The sequence below is a fragment of the Roseburia faecis genome (genome assembly GCF_001406815.1).
GTDB lineage: Bacteria > Bacillota > Clostridia > Lachnospirales > Lachnospiraceae > Roseburia > Roseburia faecis.
This window is the reverse complement of record NZ_CVRR01000005.1, coordinates 374,812-393,864: the sequence shown is the minus strand read 5'-3', so window position 1 is coordinate 393,864 and position 19,053 is coordinate 374,812. Positions and strand designations below refer to the sequence as shown.

13 protein-coding genes are annotated in these 19,053 nt (G+C 39.7%); all 13 read left to right on the top strand.

Going from position 1 to position 19,053, the window contains the following annotated elements; genetic code table 11:
• Positions 1–67 precede the first annotated feature (67 nt).
• Positions 68–2,608, top strand: a complete 2,541-nt coding sequence (locus M72_RS02780) for a YhgE/Pip domain-containing protein (protein ID WP_055067079.1) — start codon at positions 68–70, stop codon at positions 2,606–2,608.
• Entirely contained in the window at positions 2,605–4,791 is a 2,187-nt protein-coding gene (locus M72_RS02775) for a YhgE/Pip domain-containing protein (protein ID WP_055067078.1), read from the top strand. The genes M72_RS02780 and M72_RS02775 overlap by 4 nt, the downstream gene beginning before the upstream one ends.
• Positions 4,792–4,954: 163 nt before the next feature.
• Positions 4,955–6,697, top strand: a complete 1,743-nt coding sequence (locus M72_RS02770) for a sensor histidine kinase (protein ID WP_055067077.1) — start codon at positions 4,955–4,957, stop codon at positions 6,695–6,697.
• Positions 6,666–8,216 carry a response regulator transcription factor gene (locus M72_RS02765; RefSeq protein ID WP_055067076.1) on the top strand — a complete coding sequence of 517 codons (1,551 nt, stop codon included), beginning with the start codon at positions 6,666–6,668 and terminating at the stop codon, positions 8,214–8,216. The genes M72_RS02770 and M72_RS02765 overlap by 32 nt, the downstream gene beginning before the upstream one ends.
• Before the next feature lie 72 nt (positions 8,217–8,288).
• Complete coding sequence (locus M72_RS02760) at positions 8,289–9,161, top strand: carbohydrate ABC transporter permease (RefSeq protein WP_055067075.1); 873 nt, start codon at positions 8,289–8,291, stop codon at positions 9,159–9,161.
• A 3-nt stretch (positions 9,162–9,164) separates the two neighbouring features.
• Positions 9,165–9,971: a carbohydrate ABC transporter permease gene (locus M72_RS02755; protein ID WP_055067074.1), complete on the top strand. Its 807-nt coding sequence runs from the start codon at positions 9,165–9,167 to the stop codon at positions 9,969–9,971.
• Positions 9,972–9,974: 3 nt separating this feature from the next.
• Positions 9,975–11,795 (top strand): glycoside hydrolase family 43 protein, encoded by a 1,821-nt coding sequence (locus M72_RS02750; RefSeq protein ID WP_055067073.1) that lies wholly within the window; start codon positions 9,975–9,977, stop codon positions 11,793–11,795.
• Between the two features lie 80 nt (positions 11,796–11,875).
• Positions 11,876–13,201 carry an ABC transporter substrate-binding protein gene (locus M72_RS02745; RefSeq protein ID WP_055067072.1) on the top strand — a complete coding sequence of 442 codons (1,326 nt, stop codon included), beginning with the start codon at positions 11,876–11,878 and terminating at the stop codon, positions 13,199–13,201.
• 206 nt (positions 13,202–13,407) lie between these two features.
• The gene (locus M72_RS02740) at positions 13,408–15,084 is read left to right on the top strand and encodes a glycoside hydrolase family 13 protein (protein ID WP_055067071.1); all 1,677 of its coding nucleotides are present in this window, start codon (positions 13,408–13,410) and stop codon (positions 15,082–15,084) included.
• A 123-nt stretch (positions 15,085–15,207) separates the two neighbouring features.
• A complete protein-coding gene (locus M72_RS02735; RefSeq protein WP_055067070.1) occupies positions 15,208–16,527 on the top strand; it encodes an MATE family efflux transporter in 1,320 nt (439 codons plus the stop codon).
• Between the two features lie 139 nt (positions 16,528–16,666).
• On the top strand, positions 16,667–17,596 hold the full coding sequence (locus M72_RS02730) for an Abi family protein (RefSeq protein WP_207737049.1): 930 nt from the start codon (positions 16,667–16,669) through the stop codon (positions 17,594–17,596).
• Between the two features lie 152 nt (positions 17,597–17,748).
• Positions 17,749–18,354 (top strand): bifunctional phosphoserine phosphatase/homoserine phosphotransferase ThrH, encoded by a 606-nt coding sequence (gene thrH, locus M72_RS02725; RefSeq protein WP_022045380.1) that lies wholly within the window; start codon positions 17,749–17,751, stop codon positions 18,352–18,354.
• A 370-nt stretch (positions 18,355–18,724) separates the two neighbouring features.
• The gene (locus tag M72_RS02720) at positions 18,725–19,051 is read left to right on the top strand and encodes a (2Fe-2S)-binding protein (RefSeq protein WP_022045379.1); all 327 of its coding nucleotides are present in this window, start codon (positions 18,725–18,727) and stop codon (positions 19,049–19,051) included.
• The last annotated feature ends 2 nt before the right edge of the window (positions 19,052–19,053 follow it).

Here is a 19,053-nt window from a genome sequence, read left to right as displayed (position 1 = left end):
AGGGGAATGGCTGAAAAAGCCATTTTCCTTTTTTCATTAAGAAACTGAGAATAGAAAGAGGTAATGAATGAAGACAGCATTTCAGATTTTCCGCAGGGATGTGCGACGTCTGTTAAAAAACCGTGCCGCGACACTGGTTATGATCGGCGTATGTCTCCTGCCGTCTTTGTATGCATGGTTTAATATTGCCGCAAACATGGACCCGTATGCAAATACTTCGGGAATCAGGGTGGCAATTGCCAATTGCGATACAGGGACCAAAACCGACGTGATCACGATGAATGCAGGCGATTCGATTGTTGAAAAACTGAAAGAAAACAAGTCGCTGGGCTGGCAGTTTGTCAGCGAAGAGAAAGCCAAAGAAGGTGTTCAGGCAGGAGATTACTATGCGGCAATCGTCATTCCGGAGAATTTCAGCAGTTCCCTGGTAAGTATTCTCTCCGGAGACCTGAAACGCCCGAAGCTGGACTATTATGTCAATGAAAAGAAAAATGCCATTGCACCGAAGATTACGGATACCGGTGCGACAACGGTGCAGCAGCAGATCAACGACACATTTTCCGCCACGGCATCTTCGGCAGTATCAGAAATTGTAAAGTCTTCCGCAGACAGTATTACCAGAGGACTGGACGATACACAGTCGGAACTGACATCTGCCATTACCGAAGTTCAGAATAATTTAACGGATTATCAGAAGCTGGTAAAAGAATTTCAGAAAAAAGTAGATAAATCCGATGCACAGATCAAAGAAATCAAGGAGTCTTTAGATCAGGTGGATGAGGCAGCAAAGGACAGCTCTTCTTCTTTAAAAGAAACTTCTGCATTGCTGGAAAAAAGTCAGACGGCACTTGGAAAATTTTATAAACAGTTCTCCAATGGGCTGACCGGCGGGGAAGTTTTTCTGGATGAAGTTTCGTCCTCGGCTTCTAAGAGTCTGAATAAGTTTGAGATAAAGGCAGATAAGGCAAATCTTGCGGTTGAGGACAGTCTCGATACGATCACCCGGATCAATGAGAAAAATGCCAAGCTTCTCAAAGATCTGGAAAAGTTAAATCAGAATCTTGGAAAAGATACACAGTTATCAGCATCTGTCGGACAGAAAATTTCACAGCTGCAGACGCAGAGCATTTCTGCGCAGAAACTGGTAAATTCATTGAAAAGTGCAAATACCAGTATGCGGAAAGTGTTAAAGAATTCCAAAGATACGAGAAGTTCACTGGAAACGCTTGCAGAGGATAACCGTGAGAGTTTTCAGAACAGCCGGATTGATTTCAGCAAAAATATTTACCCGCAGCTGGATCAGTCACTGGAAGGTCTGGCAGATATAAGCGGAGATCTGTCAACAACCTTACATAGCATAACATCCATGACAAAACAGATGAGAGATCTGCTGGATCAGTTAAAATCTGCATTGCACAGCAGCTCCAAAGTATTTACACAGACGGGCAATGTCATGGGACAGGTGGATCAGAAACTGCAGAAAACGGTCACGGATCTGCAGACACTGCAGAATTCGGATATGTATCAGAATATCCTGTCACTGGAAAAGATTGATGCCAAAGATATTTCCAATTTTATGTCTTCTCCGGTAAACATAAAGACGGATGTCCTGTATGAAGTGGAAAATTACGGAACAGGAATGACCCCGTTTTATACAAACCTGGCACTCTGGGTAGGTGGACTGATACTGGTTTCTATTTTAAAACAGGAAGTAGATCGGGACAAAGAAGTGCCGGATTTTACACCGACAAGTGCGTATTTCGGGCGTATTCTGCTGTTTCTTATCATAGGACTGATTCAGGGAGCTATCGTATGTGCGGGAGATATTATTCTGCTGAAAGTACAGTGTTTGCATCCGGTAAAATTTATTCTTGCCGGAATGTTAACTTCTTTTGTTTATGTGAATCTGATCTTTGCACTGGCATCGACGTTTAAACACATGGGAAAAGCACTGGCGGTTCTTCTGGTAATTTTACAGATTCCGGGTTCTTCCGGAACGTATCCGATTGAAATGATGCCGGAATTTTTCCAGAAACTGCATCCGCTGCTTCCGTTTTCTTATTCGATCAGCGCAATGCGGGAATGTATTGCCGGATACTATCATCATACTTATAGAAGCAGCCTGGGAAAACTGCTGGTATTTTTACTGGTCGCATTGTTTATCGGGCTTGTACTCCGTCCGCTTCTGATGAATCTGAATCATCTGTTTGATGTCAGACTTGCAGAAACCGATCTGATGATCTGTGAGACGGATTCCAAGGGCAGGGATAATCCACAGCTGCAGCGGATTATGCAGGTGATTATGAAAGATGATGCGTGGAGAAAGAAATTAACAGAGAAAACACTCGCGTTTGAAAAATATTATCCGGTTATGGTACGCTCCGGATTTATCTGTATGATGGTTATACCACTCGTATTTCTGATTTTGATGTTTAGCCTGGAATCCAAACTGGTCTATCTGATTTTGTGGATCGTTTCTTTACTTGCACTGATTCTGTATCTGCTGATTGTGGAATATCTGCATGAAGAGATGAAAAAGAAATCTGTTTTGGGAGAGATGAGTTCTGAGGAACTGATGAAAATTTTGAAGGAGGAGAACAGCAAATGAAAAACATTCTGAAAATTTTCATCGACGACGTGAAACGGATTCGCAAAAATGTAATCGCAATGATTGTTGTCATCGGTGTCCTTGTCGTTCCGTGTCTGTATGCATGGTTTAATATTGCGGCAAGCTGGGACCCGTATAACAATACGGGAAATTTAAAGGTCGCGGTGGCAAGTGTGGATGAGGGATATACCGGAAGTCTGATTCCCCTTGAGATTAATGTAGGGGAACAGGTGATTTCCGCACTAAGGGAAAATACACAGATGGACTGGGTATTTACCAGCAAAGAAAAGGCAATGGAGGGGGTAAAATCCGGACAATATTATGCGGCGATTGTTGTTCCGGAGAAATTCAGTACCCAGATGATGAGTCTGTTTTCCGATCAGATTCAAAAGCCGGAAATTATTTACTATTCCAACGCCAAGGAAAATGCGATTGCACCAAAAGTGACCGACAAGGGTGCAACCGCGATCCAGAAACAGGTGAATCAGGTATTTATAAAGACAATATCCGACACGGCAATGACGGTGTTTCAGTCGGTCTCTAATATGGCTGAGGCAAACGGAGCAGACCGGCTGGTGGATAATCTGATCCACAATCTTGGGGATGCATCGGATGACATGGATATGACTGCGTCCACGCTGGAAACTTTTTCGGGGATTACGTCTTCTGCCCAGTCCCTGCTGAATGCGTCTTCTGATTTTTTAAAAGAACTGAAAACAGAGTCTGCGGATGGAAAACAGGTTCTGGAAAATTCCAAAAAGACGTTTACCGATATGAAAACGACAATAAGCAGTGCGACCGAGAGCGTGGGAAAAGCACTGAAAGCAGGCCAAAAGGTATATTCTGAAATGAGCCTGCTTTTGGATCAGACGGTGGAAGATGGAATAAATGGCAGTGAGGATACAGCAGATACCCTTGTAAAAGCAGCAAAGACGGTGGATAAAAACATCAAGTCATTTACAACACTCCGGGATAATTTGATCAAGCTTTCGGAAAAACATCCGGAAACCGATTCCTCAATAGGACCTATGATTGAAAAGATCAACCGTTCTATTGAAAAACAGGAAGAACTGCGGGATGATCTGATCGATAATGCGGCTTCCATGAAGAAGTCCACTACAGGTCTGATTTCTGACAAGAAAGCTTTGGATGCCCTTGTAAAAGAAAATCAGAAACGTCTGCAGCAGATCAGCAAAGAATATGAAAATGATGTAAAAGGAACTCTGCAGAACCTTGAAGATTCGATCGGTGAAACATCAAAAGACATTACCGGTCTGACGAAACAGATCAATGCAAGTGCAAAGGGTGTTTACACGTTAACGGACACCGCAGGATCGGATCTGTCAGAAATACAGACCTGTCTGGGTGATTCCGGTAAACTTTTACGTAAATCTGCAAATAAAATAAAAAAGATTACGGATAAGCTCACGAAAGCAAAAGACAACGGGGATTATGCGGATCTGGAACATATGATCTATGATAATAAGTCCGGGGTCAGTGCCTTTCTGTCGGCACCGGTGGAACTGAATACGAAGAAAATTTATCCAATTGATAATTATGGTTCTTCCATGGCACCGTTTTATTCGACACTTTCTATCTGGATCGGCGGAATCGTGCTGGTTGCGATGTTAAAAGTGACCGTTTCCGAGGAAAGCATAAAAAAGATGGGACTGAAAAATGTCAAAATTCATGAAATTTATCTTGGACGCTGGATCATATTTCTGATTCTTGGTCTGTTGCAGAGTACGCTGATTGCACTGGGAGATCTGTATTATCTTGGGATTCAGTGTGAGCATACGTTTCTGTTTTTATTTGGGTGCTGGTTTTCAAGTATAGTCTATGTCACGATCAGTTATACGCTGACGGTTTCATTTGGAGATATCGGAAAAGCAGGCAGTGTGGTTTTACTTGTTATGCAGGTTGCCGGAACTGGTGGAACTTTCCCGATTGAATGTGCTCCGAAATTTTTCCGGGCTGTGTATCCGCTTCTGCCGTTTACCCACAGTATGGCAGCCCTGAGGGAATCGGTTGGAGGCTGTTATGGGAACGATTACTGGATAGATCTGGCAAAACTGGGCATCTTCCTGGTGATTGCACTTTTTATGGGACTTGTACTTCGTAAACCGATTATCCGGATGAACGAAGCGTTTACCGAGCAGCTGGAGGAAACAAAAATAATTTAGTTCATATAGTTTAAATTGTAAAATAAGTGTGGAAAAGATGTATTCTATTGTCGGGATACATCTTTTTTGCAGCAAAAAAATATAGTAAAAAACAAAAAAAGAGTTAAGTTTTTTGGTGAAATTATAATATTGTAAGGGTATATTGGGGATAGGAGGCACAATAATGAAGTTAAAAAATAAAATTATACTTGTAGTAGTAATTATTTTGGCCCTAAGTGGGGCGGTTATTATGGGAATCTGGTATCAGACAAGCAGTAAATTGACCAGTACATATTTACAAAATGTTTCTGAAAGCTCAATGAAAGATGCATATCATGCGTTTGAATATCTTTTAACGGACACATCATACATGGCAACCATGATTTCCGAAAATCAAAAGAATGTTATACAGCCGGTAAATACACTGAATTCAGAGCAGATAAAACAAAATAATCAATGGAATCAGATATATTTGGAAAATCGCAGAAAAATATTGGAGTATTTAAATGGTATTGATGGATACAAATATTATATTTCTGGAATTTCGATTGCGGCAAATGAAAAATGCATATTTTCATCAAATCATGTCATTGAACAAAATAACACTATTTATCAGAAAGTGAAAAATCTGAATTGCGATAAGCTGAAAAAAACAGTAATAATGATGGAACCTATACATATGGAAGGCTTGAAATCTACGGTATCCAGTGATTATGTGGTTCCGGCAGTGAGAGCCATTACTGATGATAAAGAAAATATTATAGGATATGTAATCGTATATTTTGATTACAGTGTAATCGATCAAATGTTTTCTGTCAATTTACCAAAGAACAGTTATTTTGAAGTAATCAATGATCAGGGAACGGAAATATATGCGAACAGAGACAGAAAGATTAGCGTAAAGAATAGGGCATATGTTTCAAATACATTTTATGCAAAAAATGTTGGCTGGACATTTAAAATGAGTATTCCGTCTGAATATTATATTTCCGGTATTCAAAAAACAATGGTTTTGACCGGAATGGTAATTATAATGATTATCGGTCTGGCAGTTTTAATTCTGACATTTTTTGTGACAAAGCTTACAGGGGAAATTACTGTTTTACGAAATAAGATGAAAGAAGTGTCAAAGGGAGATTTAACGGTTCAGTATCGAATAAAAGAAAATGATGAAATTGGACAGATGGGAGAAACATTTAACGGGATGGTGTATCAGATTTCTGATTTGATGAAGCAGGTTGCGCAGGAAGAGAGGGATAAACGCATTGCAGAAATGGCCTTTTTACAGGCACAAATCAACCCACATTTTGTTTCTAACGTCTTAAACAATGTTGCATGGATGGCAAAAATTCAGCATGCAGACAATATTATACCATTAGTTAATGCGTTAAATTATCTTTTACGTGCGGTTATTCATCAGGATAATGCATTGATTTGTCTAAAAAAAGAATTGGAATATGTGGATAATTATCTTGTTATTATGGAATATAGTGGAAGTTTTGATTTTCAGGTAGAAAGACAGATAGAACCGGATACACTTTCGTTATATGTACCAAGATTTATTTTGCAGCCGATTATAGAAAATGCAATTTATCACGGAATTCCGGTGGATTTGTCAAAACAGGGAAAAATACTGATAAAGACCTGTATTCAAAAAGAACGGTTAGAAATATGGATTGAGGATAACGGAGAAGGGATGCCCGAGGAAGCCATAAAGAAGATTCTTTCTGAAAAGAAAAAAGATAAGAAATCATTTAATGGTATTGGTGTTGCAAATGTGAATGAGAGAATCAGACTTTGTTTTGGTGATGCATATGGATTGCATTATGAAAGTAAAATTGGAGCATATACAAGATGTGTCTTTGTGCTGCCAGTTATTAGGGAGGTTGAGGAAAATGGAAAAGATACAATTGGTTTTGGTAGATGATGAATTGTCCAGTAGGAATACAATAAAGAAATATCTTGAGGAAAATGACATTTATGAAATTATAGCGGATTTTAAGAATGGAAAAACTGCATTGGACTGGTTAAGAAAGAATTCCGTTGATATTTTGTTATGTGACATGCAGATGCCGGAAATGAATGGTGTGGAATTGATGCGCAATGTACATATTATAAATGAATATCTCCCGGTTATTGCAATTAGTGGATTTGATGATTTTAATTTTGTAAGGGGAAGTCTGGTTAATGGTGCAGCAAATTATTTGTTAAAGCATGAATTGACAAAAGAGTATTTGCTTCATGTATTAGATCAGGTACGGGAGCAATATCGTATAGTTCCAAAAGGAAAGAAAGTTTATCGGAAAAGGGGATTTTGTATACGGGAGGAAATTTCGTTTCAGGCTGATTATATTCGAAAGCTCACGGAAGAAAACAAAATTGAATTTTGTTGTTCTAATGTATGTTGCATTGCCATTAGTCCGGATTATAAAATACGGAAAGATATTCATCCGCTGGAATATAAGCAGGATATCAGTAAAGCAGTTATAGATATTATCAGTCAGATATTGGGAGAAAATTATCCGTATATTATATATATGACAAAAGAATATCATTTATATATATTGATCTCTTTTGAAAAGGAAAAGAGCATGTTGTTAATGATGAATTCAATCAGTAATATTGCGGCTAGGTTGCAAAGGCTTGCAATTCGAATGCTGGATACAACATTGTCAGTTGTATGTGGGGAAGTACATGCGAATCTTGATGGAGCAATGCAGGAAATTAATAAAATTCGGATCTTATTGCATGATAAATTTTATTTGGGAGAAAACCGCATTGTTTATACAACGGTTACGAATCCTGTTGTCTATTCCGGGCAGATATTGGAAGATACCTGTTGGGAACAGCTGGAATTTGAATTTGCCAATCATATGCCGGCATATATAGATACAATAGGAGAAATGCTGGATATAATGGAACGTGGACAGGTATATAAGAAGTATGCACATCAATGTTGTGTTCAAATTATTCAACTTATGAAGAAGTATGGGTATCTGGAAGAAAGTGACACGGATCAGCAATTTCAGAAAATGGATCAGTTTGAGGTATTTGGACAGTATCGTTCGTTGATTCTTGAAATATTACACAGGCAAACTCAGGATTTGCGTCAGCAGGAGAGAAAACAGTATTCTGCTAATATTACAAAAGCACTCATTTACATTCAGGAGAATTATACAGCAGATATTTCGCTTGAGAAATGTGCAGAGATCGTGGGATGCAGTTATACCTCTCTCAGTAAAGAGTTTAAAAAGGAAACAGGATTACGTTTTGTGGAATATTTAAATCAACAGCGTGTAAATAAGGCAAAAAGTCTTTTGATTCGTAATGATATTTCTATGAAAGAGATCGTAGAACAGTCGGGATTTCGTAATTATAATTATTTCTTTAAAGTATTTAAAGAAATGGTTGGCATGACGCCAAGCGCGTTTGCGGCAAAAAAATAGAGTATTTTCCAAAAAAATGTTATCTTTTTTGCCTCGTGATTTCTCTATAATTGAGTCATGGAGGTGAAGGATATGAATAAGACAGGAAAGAAAAGCTGGATAGCATATCTGTATATTTTACCGATGATCGTGCTGTCCTTCGTACTGGTGTATTATTGCATCATTGACACTGTAGTGGTCAGTTTTACAGATTGGGATGGAATGACAGATGTATTCCATTTTGTGGCACTGAAAAACTACATAAAAATGTTTAAGGATCATGTATTCTGGACATCGGTAGTGAATAACTTGATTTTCTTTGTGGGAACGGTTTTTATTCAGGCACTTTTGGGATTTGTGCTTGCGGTTCTTTTAAAGAAAAAACTTCCGGGGTCTAATGTATTTAAGGCTATTTATTTTATGCCGATTGCAATGGCTACTTCTATTATTACTGCCATTTTCAGAATTATCATGGACCCTACAAACGGAGCGTTAAATCAGTTTCTGAGAGCAATTCATTTAAACGGATTTGCAGTAAACTGGTTGGGAGATCCTAAGATTGCACTGGTTTCAGTTATTATTGTAAATATTTTTCAGTGGATGGGATTTTCTATGATTACCTATTATGCAGGGCTGATGAGTTTACCGGATGATGTGTATGAAGCTGCAAAAATTGATGGAGCGGGATTTTGGAGAACAACTTTCTCCGTGACACTTCCGATGCTGAAAGGAACTACAAATGTATTAATAATTCTTGGCATCGTAGGTTCTCTGAAAACGTTTGATATTGTAAAACTTCTTACCGGTGGTGGACCTGGAAGATCCACGACAGTTATGAACACTTATCTGTATGAGAAAGCATTTAAAGATTTTAACGCCGGAGGTGCGGCATCCATAGGTGTGGCAATTCTGATTATTGCTATGGTGATGTCATTCCTGCAGGTGAAATTCGGTAAGGAGGACTAAACGATGGGAAAAAAGAAGAGAGCAAAATCAAAGGTTTTCACTTATCTGGTTTTAATAGTATGTGCAGCGATCTGGATTCTTCCTTTGGTGATTGCATTGACAAAATCGTTTACAATTAACGGCTTTGGAAATTATGCATATGTGTTAAGTTATAAAAAAATCAGTTATTTTAAGGTTGTATTTAATAGTTTGTTTATCGGAGTTACAACGGCTGTTGTTGTTACAGCCATTACGGCATTGGCGGCATTTGCATTTTCAAAAATGAAATTTCCGGGCAGTAAAATAATTTATGGAATGATACTTGCATGTCTGGCTGTCCCGGTAGCTGCTGTAACAAGTCCTTTATTTGCAACAATTAAAAATTTAAAGTTATTGGATACACATTTTGGAGTGATTCTCCCATTGATTGCATTTAATGCACCGATGATGTTACTGATGATAAAGAATTATTTTGATACGATACCGGATGAATTGATCGAAAGTGCAAGAATAGATGGAGCAACAACATTTTGTATATGGAGAAAATTCATGGTTCCATTGAGTGTACCGATGATCGCAAATGTACTGGTACTTACTTTTATTTATTCATGGAATGATTATCTGGTTCCGCTTCTTGTAATGCGGAGTGAAGATAATTATACAGTTACATTGGCAGCGCAGTATTTTATGTCGAGTACATATCAGAGTCCGGTAGATGTGGCACGTATTTATGCTGTTATGATTTTGTTGGCATTGCCATCAATTCTGGTTTATCTGGTAAGTCAGAAATTCCTTGTATCAGGTATTACCGCAGGCGCAGTGAAAGGATAAATTATGGACGTAGAAAAATTTTTTTGTAATCCCGTTCCGTTTTCGGATGGGAAAAGGCATACAAACCCAGATCCGTTTGTTATGCGGTGGTGTGGAACATATTATTGCTATGCAACAGACAGTGATGGAGTAAAAGTCAGTATATCAGAAGACCTGGTACACTGGGAGTATAAAGGATATGCAATTAAAGAGCCGGATAAAAGAGATTATTGGGCACCATCTGTGTTTTATTGGAACGGAGTATTTTATATGTATTATTCCAATTTGGACAGAGAAGAAGAGGATGGGCATAAACAGTGGCTTAAACTTGCCGAATCGAAAAATCCGGAAGGACCATTCGTATGGGAAAAGACGTTTTTTAATAAATTTTCTATAGATTCACATCCGATTTTGTGGAATGAGAAGCTGTATATGTTTTATTCCGTCAATGATTGGATTGGAACGGATGAGAAAGTAGCGGGAACTATTATTTTATTGGATGAAATGTTATCTCCGGAGCAATTTGCAGGGAATCCGAAACCGGTGCTTCTTCCAACTCTGGAACAGGAAATTTTTGCTAAAGACCGTTTTGGCGATGGGAGAGACTGGTATACATTAGAGGGAGCTGCCACAGTTGTTCATGGAAATCATTGCTTTCTTACGTATTCCGCGAATGCATATGTAAATGTGGATTATTTTGTAGGAACAGCCGTTGCAGAAAATAAAGAAAATCTGCTTGATATGGTCTGGAATAAGTATCCGTCAAATGATATCTGGATGCCATTGCTTCATAAAAATGAGTTGGTAGAGGGAACCGGTCATAATACAATCGTAAAAGCTCCGAATATGGTAGATGACTGGATTGTATATCATGGACGGATGGCAAAAGAGGATCTGATTCCGGAAAAGGAACAAAGAGAAATGCGAATGGATCCGCTTATGTTTAATGGGTTACAGATGATTTGTAACGGACCGACACAGGAAGCACAGAAAGTACCGCAGATGGCAGCTGTCTGTAAAAATGATTTAAAGGTCAATCAGCAGGTCTGGTTAGCACAAATGGGGAAGTTCTATCGTTGTGAGTATTGGATTTCTGCAGCGCAAAATCATATTGGATGCCGTTATGATATTTATCTTGCATGGTCAGATGCACAAAATTATGTAAAATTACAGATTCACAGTGGCAGATCTACATGTGAAATGATTGAGTGTGTAAATGCTGTGGAACAGGTTCTGCTCAGTGAAAAACTGGAACAAAATTATGATTATACAGTTCCTCATTGCATTTGTGTGGACAGAAAAAAAGATAAATATACGGTTATTCTGGATGAAAAATATCGTTTTTGTGACTATGCGCACAGATATGATTCACAGGGGAAAGACCGGCTCGGCATAGAAACTTATTTTTCTGACCTTACGCTTCACAGTTTTGCAGTAACGGAAACATTTGATCTGACCGGCAAAGATCTCGTTTATCTCGATGAAAATTACAGGCTGGAGCAAAACGTAAATGTTGATGACGAAGGCATGGCTCCGAAACGTCATGTTCTAAATATGAAAAGTAAGCTGACAAAAAGCGATTATGTGGAAGAAATACAATTGGAGGCAGTGGATCATCATGGATGCGTTTGCATAGAAATTGGTGAAAAGAATATGACTTTCATGGAGAATGAAGTGGGACGATATGCAATTTATCGGATCGCAGACGGAGATTTCTCGCATCTTTGGGTAAATGGTAAGGAAATAAAAGATTTTTCGGACAGTGGAAATACTGGCATGAATTTACAACTAAAAAATACCCGGATTTTGCAATATTGCTACACAAAAAATTACACAAATTGTTAAAAAATTTGAGTACATAGACAGATAAAAATATAGTAATTTAATATCATCAAATCAACCAAGTGTAATAAGGGGGAACGCTTATGAAAAAGAGATGGAAAAGATGCATGGCTTTGATCATGGCAGCGGTTATGGCAACCGCAGTTGTAGGATGTGGATCAGGAGACAACAAAGACAGTGGAACACAGGGAGCATCAAATGAAGATGTGACATTAACATTCTGGTCGTGGCTTCCAACGAATGATCAATCAGAAGAAATGATTAATGAATTCGAAAAAGAAAATCCAAATATTCATATTGATTATACCAGAACAGAACAGGATGACTTTTTTGAAAAGCTTCAGGTTGCCATGGCATCTGGAACAGGTCCTGATTTATATGGTATGACAACAGGTTCCATGATGAATCAATATGCCAAGTTTTCCGTTGATATGAAAGAAACAGCGGATCAGTATTGGAGTGGATGGGAAGATAAAATTAATTCCAATGCAGTTGATCAGTGTACCACAGAAGATGGTACGATGGCAGGAATGCCACTTCTGGTAGCAGGAATGACGACATTGATGTATAACAAGACACTTATGGATGAATGTGGAATTGATAAGGTTCCGACAACGTATGACGAATTAAAGGATGCGGCAGCGAAGGCGAAAGCAAAAGGTTATGTATGTGTAGCTGCAGGAGCTGCTGATGACTGGATAAATTCGGATTGGTTTATTCAGGCATCCAATGAATTTGAAAATGGTGCTGTATATGAAGCAGAAGCTGGAAAAAGAAAATGGACAGATCAGTGTTTTGTAGATACCATGAATGCATGGAAAAAAATGTTTACAGATGGAATTTTTGAAGATGGAGCATTGGGAGTTTCGACATACCCTGATGCAAGAGATCAATATTTCTTTGCCAGAAAAGCAGTATTTTTTATGACTGGTTCCTGGCATTTAGGACCAACTTCATCCTCAAGTTCTGAAATTCAGGGAACGGAAATTGGAAATAAAGGTGATGTTATCGGAATGGAACCATTCCCGGGAGTATCTGATAGTGGTGAGCAGCTTGGAACGTCCGGCGTAGATGTTATGGTCAGCATGAATAAAGATTGCAAGAATAAAGAAGCAGCAATGAAATTTATTCAGTTCCTTGCAGATGGTGACGGACAGCAGTATTGGGTCAATTATCTGCAGGGAGCACCGGTGTCAAATGATATTTCCTATACGGGAACTGTTGATGGAGAATTACAGCAGCAATCAATTGATGATGTAAATAAATATGTTTCCAATGCTGCCGGAAGCAGAAAACTTTCCAACAGTGAAATCGAGACTGCACTTCAGGTCGCAATGCAGAATGTTGCGGCGGGAGCAGATCCATTAAAAGAACTGCAAAATGTACAGAAAACAGCAGATGCACAGTAAAAATGTATAACACAAAAACATACGACTCTCTTTAAAATGATAGGAAAAGCTGGTTTGCGAGAATGCAGATCAGCTTTTCTAATGAAAGAAAATACACACAAAGGGCAGAATTGTTTTATTTTTGCGCAGTAATGTGAAAGAAAATTCCGTAAAAATGCCGTATAATGCAGGTATTCAAATATGAGAGAGGCAAGGAGGATACGGTATTGAATAAGGCATGGTGGAAAGAAGCGGTTGTATATCAGATTTATCCGCGGAGTTTCATGGATTCAAATGGAGACGGCATCGGGGATCTCAATGGTATTACAGAAAAATTAGAGTACCTCAAAGAACTTGGAATTGATGTGATCTGGCTGTCCCCGGTTTATCAGTCACCGAACGATGACAATGGATACGACATCAGCGATTATCAGGCAATCATGGAAGAATTCGGAACCATGGAAGATTATGACAGAATGCTTGCACGGGCACATGAGCTGGGAATTAAGATCATGATGGATCTGGTTGTCAATCATACATCCGATGAGCATGCATGGTTTGTGGAAAGCAGAAAGAGCGTGGATAATCCATACCGCGATTTTTATATCTGGAGAAAAGGAAAAGACGGAAAAGAGCCGAATAACTGGGGGTCCTGTTTCAGTGGTTCGGCATGGAAATATGATCCACAGACGGATATGTATTTCCTGCATCTGTTTTCGAAAAAACAGCCGGATCTCAACTGGGACAATCCAAAAGTGCGGGACCGGGTATTTGAGATGATGAACTGGTGGTGTGAAAAAGGCATTGATGGATTCCGTATGGACGTGATCAGCCTGATTTCCAAACCGGAAGGACTGCCGGATGGAATTCCGGGAGAAACCGGATACGCAGACAGTGGTTGTGCGAACGGTCCGCATGTGCATGAGTATTTAAAAGAAATGAACCGGAAAGTGCTTTCCCATTATGATCTGATCACAGTGGGCGAGGCATCCGGAGTGACGCTGGAAGAGGCAAAAAAATATGCAAATGCAGATGGCAGCGAACTGAACATGGTTTTCCAGTTCGAACATACCGGAGGAGGACCGGAGGCAGACAACCATTACGGTAAATGGGACAGCCATAAGATGCCGCTTCCGGTATGGAAGAAGATTTTATCCAGATGGCAGACCGGACTGGAAGGGAAAGCCTGGAACAGTTTGTTTTTATCCAATCATGATCAGCCGCGCTCGGTTTCCTGGTTTGGAAATGACAGTGAACAGTATCGGGAAATTTCAGCAAAAATGCTGGGAACCTGTCTGCATATGATGCAGGGAACGCCATATGTTTATCAGGGGGAAGAACTTGGCATGTGTAATGCTTATTTTGATCAGTTAGAGGATTACCGGGATATTGAAAGCCTGAATGCTTACAAAGAACTGACAGAAACCTGTGGGGTATCTCATGAAGAAATGATGGGATATTTAAAGCGGATCAGCCGCGACAATGCGCGCACGCCGATGCAGTGGGATGACAGTGCAAATGCTGGTTTTACCACAGGAACTCCGTGGATTAAGGTAAACAGTAACTATCCTAAAGTCAATGCAAAACAGGAGATCAGCGATCCGGATTCTGTCTTTTCGTACTACAAAAAACTGATTCGCCTGCGTCATGAGAACGAGATTATCGTTTATGGGGATTACAAACTGTTAGCACCGGAGGATGAGGCATTATTTATCTATACCAGAATGCTCGGGACGCAGCGGCTGATGGTGCTTTGTAATTTTACGGAAAAAGAAGTTTCCATTCCGGCAGAAGTAACGGAGCAGATTCCTGCAGATGCCAAGCTTTTGATCGGAAATTATTCCAAACAGAAGGAAGAAATGCTGCAGGCATATGAAGCACGGGTGTATGCTTATCATTTATAAATTTTTGAAAAGAAAAAGCATCCCAGGCTGGTGTAAATGGATGGGAAAAACAGATTGACTTGTATGATTTTCGGGCGTAAAATCCCCTGTGGAAATACGAATTTTCACAGGGGATTTTGTTTTATGAATACATCAGACAGCAACTTTTTTGGAACAGAAAAAGTCAGCAGGATTCTGCTCAAGATTGCACCTCCGGTCATGCTCGCCCAGCTGATCCAGGCGCTTTATAACATCGTAGACAGTTTATTTGTCGGAAAATATTCGGAGAGTGGACTGACGGCACTTTCCATTATTTATCCATTGCAGCTTCTTATGATTGCCATTGCTGTAGGAACGGGAGTCGGGATCAATACGGCAATGGCACATTATCTGGGTGTGCATGATGAGAAAAAAGCAAATGAATATGGAGGAATCGGAACACCGCTTACGCTGGCATTGTGGGTGCTTTTTGCGGCAGTCTGTTTCTTTTTTATGCCGGCATATGCACGGATGTCTACGGATTCCCCGGAAGTCATAAAGGATGTGATTGTATACGGCCGGATCGTCTGCGTATTCAGCATTGGATTGTTTACCGAAAGTATCTGGACAAAGATTTTACAGGCAAATGGGGATATGAAGACACCGATGATCGCACAGATTGTGGGGGCACTGGTTAATATCGCGCTGGACCCGTTATTTATTTTTGGACTGTTCGGGCTTCCGAAACTTGGGATTGCCGGAGCTGCCATCGCAACTGTTGTGGGACAGATTGTAGCGGCTCTTATTGTAATGAAAAAAGGGTTTCGCAAGTCTCCACCGCTTTCGGTGTATCCGCGGGATATCTGTTTTATTTATAAACTTGGAATTCCGAATATCCTTATGCAGTCGGCATATACCTTTTATATTCTCGGACTGAATCTGATTCTTGCAACCTTTTCCGATCAGGCAGTTACGGCACTGGGACTTTATTACAAGTGGCAGTCATTTTTCTTTATTCCGCTGGGGGCACTGCAGACCTGTATTGTACCGGTGATCAGCTACAATTATGCTTCGGGGCAGATGGATCGCTGTAAGAAAACATTGTCCACTTCGCTTGTGGGAGGCATGGGGCTGATGTTTATCGGGACGTTAGTTTTCAATCTGATTCCTGGACAGATGCTTCGGGTATTTACAAGTGATCCACAGGTGATTGCGATTGGAACCGTTGGGTTTCATTTTGTGGGAATCAGTTTTATCCCGATGGTTACTTCCCTGATTTTTCTGGTATTTTTTCAGGCGGTTGGTGCAGCAGTCAAAAGTTCGCTTCTTACCGTCGTGCGCACGATGATTCTGTTTGTACCGCTTGGATATTTGTTTTCCCGTCTGGGACTTAATTATTTCTGGTTTACTTTTCCGGTGACGGAAGTTCTTACCACGCTGGTGGGGGTGTTCTTTTACCGAAGATTTATGGCACAACAGAAGTGAAGAGTAACGATTGTATTTAGACAGAAAAAATAAATTAAAAAATGGTTGCGATTTTTATAGAAATAGCATATTATAATATCAACAGGACTCCCCACACCTCTCACGTAAGTGATGTGTCCCATGGGGAGACATTTTTATTTTGGGAGAAATAATAGTGGATATAAGCGATGGTGTACGGGAAAATCATAGTAAAGCAGGGCATGATTATCAAATTATAAAACAGCCGAAAACCTATGAACAGCAAGTGGAACTTATCAAAGAAAAAGGCTTTATAGTGAATAATGATACGGAATGTATCAGTTTTTTAAAGCAGGCAAACTATTATCGTTTATCTGCTTATTTTCTTCCGTTTAGAAAAAAGAATGGAACATATTTTGCAGATATAAGTTTTAATAGAATTCAACGAATTTATAAGTTTGATAGTAAATTACGAGGAGTACTGTTTAATTGTATAGAGAGAATTGAATTACATTTAAGAACACAACTTGCTTATTACTGTGGACATGTCTATGGATCTTTGGGGTACATGGATAAGAGTATTTATAATAAAAAACACAATCATGATAAATTTAGAAAACTACTGAATGTTTGCATAGAGGAAAATAAAAACAGTTTAGTTGTTAAGCATCATAAGGAAAAATATGATGGAAAATTTCCGATATGGGTAATTATCGAATTCTTTTCGATGGGGATGCTATCTTATTTTTATGCGGATTTACAATCGGGCGATCAGAAATATATAGCAAAAGAGATATATGATACATCAGTAGCGTGTTTAAAAAGCTGGTTACGTTGTATTACTGACTTAAGAAATAGATGTGCTCATTATTCAAGGTTATATTATTGGTCATTTACGGCATTACCTAAAATGCCAAAGGAATCTGTAGCACCACAAAATAGAAAATTATTTTCCCAGATATTAGTTCTTAAACGATTGTATCCCGATAAGAAAGAATGGAATAGCAAGGTTATGACAGAATTAAGGGCTGTAATAGAAGAATATGAGGATGACATATCGTTAAAACATATAGGGTTTCCACAAGACTGGTATGAGCAGTTGGAAAGATAGACAAACAAGGGATCACAGAAATAATTTGTGGTCTCTTGTTTTTATCAATCAATAGGAATCTCCTTTTGGTACTAGACAGGGACTGCCGAATTCATTACAATGGAACTAAATCGGAATAGTAGTATATTTATTTTCACATGGAGGAAGAAAAAATGGAAATTGTTTGCTTGGACTTAGAAGGTGTACTGGTACCGGAAATCTGGATCGCATTTGCAGAAGAGACCGGCATTCCGGAATTAAAGAGAACAACCAGGGATGAGCCGGATTATGATAAGCTTATGAAATACCGTATCGGAATTTTAAAGGAGCACGGTCTTGGACTCAAAGAGATTCAGGAGACCATCGCAAAGATCGATCCGATTCCGGGCGCAAAGGAATTTTTGGATAAACTGCGTGCCATGACACAGGTGATTATCATCAGTGATACGTTTTCCCAGTTTGCAGGTCCGCTTATGAAAAAACTCGGATACCCGACAATTTTCTGCAACTCGCTTGAAGTTGCCGATAACGGAGAGATCACGGGCTTTAAGATGCGCTGTGAGAAGTCCAAGTACACAACCGTCAAGGCATTACAGTCCATCGGTTATGATACCATCGCTAGCGGAGACAGTCACAATGATCTTGGCATGATCCAGGCCAGCAAGGCGGGGTTCTTATTTAAGAGTACCGATGCGATCAAGGCTGAGTATCCGGATATTCCTGCATATGAGACGTACGATGAGCTGTTTGCAGCAATCAAAAAAGTGATTGAAGGATAATTTGTCGGAGATGAAAACAAAGAAGGAAGCTGTTGCATGAATGCACAGCTTCTTTTTTGTTGTATCGTTTTTTACAATACATGTGTTGGGAGAGAGGGTATGATAAGGACAAGTTAAGAAAAGTAATTGGTTCTTGGAAAAAACATAATGGAGGGCGATACATCGGAGATGTACCGCAGGCGATACCCCTTACGGGGCACCGTAATAAGGAGCACATCGCATGAGAGTTCCGCTCACGCGGAAGCGATGTACGAAGGCGATACCCCTTACGGGGCACCGCATTAGACAAAGGCGTCTATGAGAAATCATAGGCGTCTTTTTGATTTTCACGGAAACCATACATGATTACACATAGAAAGGAAGGAGTTATATGAGCAGCAGAATTTCAGAACATCCAATCCTTGGAGAACAGCAGAAAGGGAAACTGGTTACATTCACCTATGACGGTAAAGAATTACAGGGATACGAAGGAGAGCCAATTGCCGCAGCATTAAAAGCCGCAGGCGTGATGGTTCACCGTTATACCAAAAAGGAACACAAACCGAGAGGAATCTTCTGTGCGATCGGAAGATGCACCGACTGCGTGATGGTCGTGGATGGAAAACCAAATGTCCGCACCTGCATGACACCGCTTGCAGAGGGCATGAAAGTCCAGACACAGTACGGCGTATCGGATAAACCGTTTGAAGAACAGTAGAG

Coding starts and splice junctions, on each gene's coding strand:
- M72_RS02780 (WP_055067079.1), top strand. CDS start 68: ATGAAGACAGCATTTCAGATTTTCCGCAGGGATGTGCGACGTCTGTTA.
- M72_RS02775 (WP_055067078.1), top strand. CDS start 2,605: ATGAAAAACATTCTGAAAATTTTCATCGACGACGTGAAACGGATTCGC.
- M72_RS02770 (WP_055067077.1), top strand. CDS start 4,955: ATGAAGTTAAAAAATAAAATTATACTTGTAGTAGTAATTATTTTGGCC.
- M72_RS02765 (WP_055067076.1), top strand. CDS start 6,666: ATGGAAAAGATACAATTGGTTTTGGTAGATGATGAATTGTCCAGTAGG.
- M72_RS02760 (WP_055067075.1), top strand. CDS start 8,289: ATGAATAAGACAGGAAAGAAAAGCTGGATAGCATATCTGTATATTTTA.
- M72_RS02755 (WP_055067074.1), top strand. CDS start 9,165: ATGGGAAAAAAGAAGAGAGCAAAATCAAAGGTTTTCACTTATCTGGTT.
- M72_RS02750 (WP_055067073.1), top strand. CDS start 9,975: ATGGACGTAGAAAAATTTTTTTGTAATCCCGTTCCGTTTTCGGATGGG.
- M72_RS02745 (WP_055067072.1), top strand. CDS start 11,876: ATGAAAAAGAGATGGAAAAGATGCATGGCTTTGATCATGGCAGCGGTT.
- M72_RS02735 (WP_055067070.1), top strand. CDS start 15,208: ATGAATACATCAGACAGCAACTTTTTTGGAACAGAAAAAGTCAGCAGG.
- thrH (WP_022045380.1), top strand. CDS start 17,749: ATGGAAATTGTTTGCTTGGACTTAGAAGGTGTACTGGTACCGGAAATC.
- M72_RS02720 (WP_022045379.1), top strand. CDS start 18,725: ATGAGCAGCAGAATTTCAGAACATCCAATCCTTGGAGAACAGCAGAAA.